We start from the raw sequence: 275 nt of genomic DNA on the forward strand, positions 1-275 counted from the left end.
GGCCGTGGCGTCGCTGATGACCAGGTCGCCTTCCTGGAGTTCTCCCTCCTGAACAACCGTCGACTGACCGTCGGAGGGACCTGTCTGGAGAGCAACGCGTTCAGGGGTGCCGTTGCGCAGGACCCAGACGCCGCGGTTGGCGCCGTCGCCTCCGGTTTGGCGATTGCCGCCCATCCTCGGGGCGCGGAACAGACGCGTCAGAACGCTGCCGCTGCTGCGGCCCGATGCGGCAGCAGGCGGAGAATAGCGCAAAGCGGCATTGGGGACGAGCAGGG

The 275-nt window shown here is 68.4% G+C and carries 1 pseudogene; it reads right to left on the bottom strand.

The window, feature by feature from the left end:
• Positions 1 to 275: pseudogene (locus R0J92_RS22870) on the bottom strand (efflux RND transporter periplasmic adaptor subunit); the annotation flags it as partial.

This window comes from Tritonibacter sp. SIMBA_163 (assembly GCF_046535935.1).
GTDB lineage: Bacteria > Pseudomonadota > Alphaproteobacteria > Rhodobacterales > Rhodobacteraceae > Epibacterium > Epibacterium scottomollicae.